Annotated in this window: 3 protein-coding genes; all 3 read left to right on the top strand. The window is 36.9% G+C overall.

Annotated features, from left to right (window positions below; translation table 11 throughout):
- The first annotated feature begins 92 nt into the window (after positions 1 to 92).
- Positions 93 to 1181, top strand: a complete 1089-nt coding sequence (locus U9P79_05690; GenBank protein ID MEA2104115.1) for a hypothetical protein — start codon at positions 93 to 95, stop codon at positions 1179 to 1181.
- 63 nt (positions 1182 to 1244) lie between these two features.
- On the top strand, positions 1245 to 1766 hold the full coding sequence (locus U9P79_05685; GenBank protein ID MEA2104114.1) for a hypothetical protein: 522 nt from the start codon (positions 1245 to 1247) through the stop codon (positions 1764 to 1766).
- A gap of 280 nt (positions 1767 to 2046) precedes the next feature.
- A complete protein-coding gene (locus U9P79_05680) occupies positions 2047 to 2775 on the top strand; it encodes a hypothetical protein (protein MEA2104113.1) in 729 nt (242 codons plus the stop codon).
- Positions 2776 to 3399: the final 624 nt, after the last annotated feature.

The following is a 3399-nucleotide window of genomic DNA, read 5'->3' as shown; positions in this document are numbered from 1 at the left end:
ACGCAAAAATAAGAAATAGGCGGCGTTAACATAAGGAAAGAGAAAAAAAGCCCAACAGAGTTTTAGATAAATATTAAGGAGAAAAAACCAACATGAAAATTTTATGGGGCATTTATGTAATTATCGGGCTGGGAGCTTTTATTATTTCTTATTTGCTGGAAAGTTTTGTCTTTTCAAGGATTTCCAGTATGTTTTTGATGTCTTATTCGCTTGCCGCGGTTTTTGAAGGCGCAAAAATTATGACCATAGTTATACCTCGCTTCCAAACCGGAAAAAATAAAAATAAAATTCCATCGGGTTTCAAAGCCGGGGTAACGATGTTTCAATTCATATTATTTTTTGTTTCGATTTGGTGCTCTATTGCGTTGTTGGCAACCTTCCTGGACAAACCCAATTTAAAAAATATTATGCTGGCTGATAAGGAATTGATTGAAAACAATTATCAGGAAAATAAGAAAAGTTTGCTCACAGAATTTGATAAAACACTGACAAATCTTGCAAATGAAGTTCAAACAAAATGCAAAAGTCGTTACGCAAGGCTGGCTGCCTATTATGAACCGAGAATAGAAAAAGAAGAAAAGCTAAGAGACTTTGAATTTACTAATATCATTAACAATATCAGAAAGGGCGCCAGATGGCATGAGCATGACAGGAAAATCAATATACTGACAACTGATTACCAGAAAAAGGAAAATGAGTTGCAGATAGCAGAAACCGAAGAATTCAAATCCCGAAAAAAGGATATTAAAGAGTATTTCTCTTCTATGCTAAATGAGTTGCGCGCAAAGAAGGATAACTCTTTGGCTAATCTGAAAAAACATTTAAGCAATGACTCCAGAGCCTGTAATCAAATGATCTTGTCTCTAATTGGAACGTTGCATAAAGGATTAAATGTTAAAATCAGTTATGATTTGCTTATAATTCTATTCGCAATAATTACTGCTCTTTTGCTTGAGGGCACCATTTATGTAGTCTTTAATTATCTAACAATCACGCATCAGGAAATATTCAGCATGAAAAATAATCAGTATTTAGACGAGGAAAAATTAAAAGCTAACGCAAAAACTGAGATGAATAAGGATAATATCAGATATGAATTGTTTAAAAACAGGATAAAACACCAGGTTCGAAATATTAAAGACAATGTATTCACGTTTAAAAGAAATGCTCATAATGGTTAATATTGGTCAGCCCAATTTGGGAAGCGGTAAAATAAACTCTATCAACTAAAAAAGGAGATAAATATGAATTCAGACATTACTGTTGCAGACCCTAAAAATGCTATAAAAGTTACTGCTGAAAATGATTACAATACGACTATTATTATTGATAAACGCCGCGCATTTTTACAGCGCCTGTTTCCCACCAAACTGCAGCAGGCGCTTAATGAATCTGAATTAATACAGGCTAAAACGGAACTGGAGTTCAGAGAAAAAGCGCTGAAAATAGCAAAAGAATCTCAGCTCCAGTCCATAAAAGAAACATACAATGATTTTCTTGTTACAGGTAAAGGCGCTATCAGAAAAGACAGAACTGTATTTTTCGCTAAACAACTTCAGGAATTGGAAGTGGAAATTAACAAAATAACCAGTATGTTTTATCAGCTCATCGAAGATCAGCACGCCAAGCTGGATAAAATCAGCATCCCTTTTTTAAAAGAAATGGAAGAAAAGCGCATAGAAGAAAGCGCCGGAAGATTCAAGGATACAGTAGATAAATTAATGTTGGATTTCAAAAACATTTTAAATGAAGAGGTTAAAGCTTAAAAACAAGGATTAGCCGCAAAAAGGCACAAAACGCGCAAAGAAAGGAAATGAAGAAAAGCTTTGGTAATTCCCTGTATTACCGAATACTGCAAATGCAACAGTTAAATTGATTCGGGCCGGAAATTGCTGGAAGCACTTTTGCGTATTTGCCTGCCCCGTAGCTCCGGAAGATGGTACTGGGGCGCCTTTGCGTGAGATTGTTTTTTACAGTGCAAACTACTTTTGGGGTGATATGAAAGATGCCTGAATTTAATTTGGTTTTTTTGATAGAGGATAAAAGATGAAACAGCCGATGAAGATAATTTTAACAGGTTTTATAGCATCAGCATTATTATTGAGTTGCGGTTATTTTTCAGGGTCCGATTTAAAGCTGCGTATTTTATTTGACGAAACAAAACAATTACTGGTCGGCGCAAAGGTAGATTACGCCCATTGTGACCAGACAATAGGAAGGGTAAAAAATGTTTCTTTATGTGAAAATGGCAAAACTGCCGTTGATTTGATTATATTTTCTCAATTCAAAGGGCTGGTCAGATCAGGAGTGATGTTTGTAGTGGATTATCCTTTATTCACCAAGGACCCGGCGCGTATTCTGATGGATATTCTTTCAAAGGATATTGATAATCCTCGGATTAAATCAGGCGCAACTTTAAACGGAGTAACCTGGATTTTTTATAAAATGGTGATTGCGGCTGATTTAATAAGTCCGGTTGCGGATACTGTTGTTGAGCATTCAAAAACACTGCTGAATGAACTGGAGAGCTTTGTAAAATCTGATGATTTTGATCGTTTGCTGGAAGCCCTTGAGAAACAGGCAAAAATTATTTCCGGCTATACAATAGAACAAAAGCGTAGATTTGAAAAAGACATCCTCCCGGAAATCGAAAAGAAAATTAAAAATCACTATAAAAGATTAAAAACAATTTATAACCAGGAAGAGATTAAAAAACTTGAAAAAGAACTGAACAAATTAAAACACAGCCTGGATATAAATACTCCGGCAAAATAACAGGATCAGTTTTTATATGTCCATCCATCGTTCCGCTTCTCCTGAAAAGTTTCGATCTGTGCGGGTAAGATTTACCATATATTGTCAATGAGTTGATGATTAGAAGGAAACATCGTAGGGGCGGCTTTATGCCGCCCGCCAAATCGATTCGGGCGGGATAAACCCGCCCCTACTGGAACCTGCCGATGAGGATTAGATCATTCGGAAGGGCTCAGGAATTATCTACCCGCACAGGTTGAAAAGTTTTTCGTAATCAGTGCCTGAAAGAAAACGCCTGCCACTTGATTTGTTGGGTTTCGCTTATTGAAATCATATTTTGGTAATTGCTTGATATTCGCAGGTTGGGTTGAGGTACGAAACCCAACATAACTGGTTACGCTCAACCCAACCTACTCAAAAGCGGACTTTTCGTTCAGACACTAATTATGCCAGGTAACCGGAGTTGCTTGTGAATAATCAAAGGGGTTTTCTTTTATTACTGAGTATCCTTTCTCTCCTAAGGGTTCGGCAAAGAATAAGTTCGCAATTTCAGGCGTTGAGGCGCTCGGCTGACAAGGCGCGAAAAAGCATGAATATCAAGCATATTCAGAATTTTCGGAACGCAGTCAGGCGTGATGCATCGGC

It is taken from the genome of Candidatus Cloacimonadota bacterium, assembly GCA_034661015.1.
In the GTDB taxonomy this organism is placed as follows: Bacteria; Cloacimonadota; Cloacimonadia; order JGIOTU-2; family JGIOTU-2; genus JAYEKN01.
Note: the sequence above shows the minus strand (reverse complement) of the source record. Positions and strands in the feature narration are given on the sequence as shown.